Annotated in this window: 3 protein-coding genes; all 3 read left to right on the top strand. The window is 58.5% G+C overall.

The annotated features are described in order from the left end of the window. The first annotated feature begins 133 nt into the window (after positions 1–133). The 3 genes from AB6809_RS36120 (at position 134) to AB6809_RS36110 (ending at position 2,231) form a co-directional block, all read left to right on the top strand. Positions 134–544, top strand: a complete 411-nt coding sequence (locus AB6809_RS36120) for a tetratricopeptide repeat protein (protein ID WP_371028597.1) — start codon at positions 134–136, stop codon at positions 542–544. 181 nt (positions 545–725) lie between these two features. Continuing rightward, on the top strand, positions 726–1,388 hold the full coding sequence (locus tag AB6809_RS36115; protein ID WP_371028596.1) for a glutathione S-transferase family protein: 663 nt from the start codon (positions 726–728) through the stop codon (positions 1,386–1,388). 111 nt (positions 1,389–1,499) lie between these two features. Next, complete coding sequence (locus AB6809_RS36110) at positions 1,500–2,231, top strand: transporter substrate-binding domain-containing protein (protein ID WP_371028595.1); 732 nt, start codon at positions 1,500–1,502, stop codon at positions 2,229–2,231. Positions 2,232–2,326: the final 95 nt, after the last annotated feature.

Below are 2,326 nucleotides of genomic sequence, written 5' to 3'. Positions count from 1 at the left end.
GACTCAACACTCCCGGGAGGTTCAACATCACACTAAATCCAACTGCAAATCTGTCCGTTGAACCGGGTCAATCTCAAAGATGTTGAGAGCTATCACCGTCCCGGAGACGCCGGCACCGTTCGCTAGCTGAGAGATGTTTTGGCGCGACGGAACCCGCGTCGCCCTGCTTGCCAGCGAGCAGAATCGCTGCGGGCACGCACTCGAGGTGTTCGATGAGGCGCTCCAGCATTTCGCCGATACCGAACTGCTGCATGCAAACCGCGCTGTGCTGCTTGAAGAAGCCGGGCGACTCAAAGAAGCCGCTGCCAGCTATCTGCGCTGTGTCGAGATCAACGGGAAGAACGACCAGGCGGCGTTGAATTACGCTGTCCTTCTGGAGGAACTGGGGCGGCTTGACGAGGCTGTGGCAGCCTATGGGCGCTGCCTTGAGATCAACCCGCAGAACGAAGAAGCCTTACGGCACCTGACGCGACTTCACGAGCAGAACGGCGACTTGCAGGCCGTTATCCGCCATCTCAGCGCATGGCGGCGCTCCAACGGCTAAGCGACCGCCGACACTGCGCCGCGGCCAAGGCCCAGCGCATCGGGCGGTAATCGGCCAGGAAGGGACACTCGCCCTCTGCACATAGATCGTCGACAAATCTGCTGTGTGCGAACACCGATTGGCAGCGCCGAATCGGAGATCGCAGGCTTCGTTAAAATAAACTGCCGTATCCGCGCCTCTCGTGCGCGACTGGGGCGAAGCTGTGCCGACAATCGAAGTGGTGAAACTATACGGAGCCGCATGGAGTGTCTATGTGCGGATCGTCCGGCTTGCGCTGGAAGAGAAGCAGGTCAAATATCATCTGGTCGAAGTCGATGTCTTCGCAGAGACGGGGGTTCCGCAGGAGCATCTGAAGCGTCACCCGTTCGGCCGCATTCCGGCCTTTGAGCATGGCGATTTCCATCTTTACGAGACAGGCGCGATCGTTGGCTACATCGATGACGCTTTTCCCGGATGCAAACTGCAGCCGGCAGATCCTAGGGCCCGCGCGAAGGTAAACCAGATCGTTGGGATACTGGACGCCTATGCATACCGAACGCTCGTTTGGGACATATACGTGGAACGCGTGGTTTCAGCTCGCGAAGGCCGGATAGCCAATGAACACAAGATCGCCGCCGCGCTACCGCGTGCCGCTGTATGTCTATCTGAACTGACCCGGCTGTCCGACGACCGTGAGTTTCTGATCGGCGGTGATGTGACATTTGCTGACTTGTACGCCGCGCCAATGTTTGCCTGCTTCATGCAGGCACCGGAAGCCGTTTCATTAATGGCAGAGTATGAAAAATTGACCCGCTGGTGGCAGCGATTCGCCGCTCGCCACAGCATGTCCCGAACAGCGCCATGAGCAACTGCGTGCGGCACGCAACCACCACAAAGCGACGCTCGCACATGCAAGTAGAATCGCCAACAATCGGCTCCAGATTTCGTGGCCGTTCCCATTTCGCGAGAAACAGCGATGAAGGTAACGATTGCATACATCGAAGAACCTCCGTTCGGTTGGACGGAAGCAGACCGTATCGCAACTGGCGCGGACATTGAATTGGCCGAAGTGGTTCTTCGGGCGATCGGCACTACCGTGATCGAGCATCGTCTGGCGACGTTCAGCGAACTGTTGCCCGGCGTTGAAGCCGGCCGCTGGGATATGAATGTCCCGCTATTCGTTACCCCGGAGCGTGCCAATCTGGTCGCGTTCAGCGTGCCGGTATGGGCGATGGGGGACGGGTTCCTGGTTCGGGCTGGAAATCCGAAATCGCTTGACAGCTATGCGTCACTGGCCAAGCGCAGCGATGCGCGCCTTGGCATCATTGCCGGACAGGTGCAACACGACTCGGCGAGAGCGTCCCGCGTAAGTGAAGATCAGATAGAAATCTTCGAACACCAGGTCGACGCTATCGAAGCCGTCCGTTCGGGCGCAATCGATGCTTATGCGAGCACAGCTTTGGGAAACCGCATACTGGCGAATCGTATCGGCGGTTCGGTGTTCGAGGCCGTGGAGCACAAACCGGGAACGAATGGCAAGCAACACGAGCTTCCGTTCGGAGCATTCTCATTCAACAGGGGAAACAGCGACCTGCGTAATGCGGTAAGCGCGCAGCTTCGTTCATATCTCGGCTCCCCAGACCATCGCGCGCGCATGGCTAAATTCGGCGTGACGAGCAATGAGATCGATCCCGTTCTCGCACGTTGAGTGTGGGACAGCACGCGGCCACAAGCAATGGGATGGACTCCTCCTCACCCGACTGAGACGTGGCGCATGATTGACGACATGTTCGGCCGGTCAAC

It is taken from the genome of Paraburkholderia sp. RCC_158 (assembly GCF_041355255.1).
GTDB classification, from domain to species: Bacteria; Pseudomonadota; Gammaproteobacteria; order Burkholderiales; family Burkholderiaceae; genus Paraburkholderia; species Paraburkholderia graminis.
Note: the sequence above shows the minus strand (reverse complement) of the source record. Positions and strands in the feature narration are given on the sequence as shown.

Coding starts and splice junctions, on each gene's coding strand:
- AB6809_RS36120 (WP_371028597.1), top strand. CDS start 134: ATGTTTTGGCGCGACGGAACCCGCGTCGCCCTGCTTGCCAGCGAGCAG.
- AB6809_RS36110 (WP_371028595.1), top strand. CDS start 1,500: ATGAAGGTAACGATTGCATACATCGAAGAACCTCCGTTCGGTTGGACG.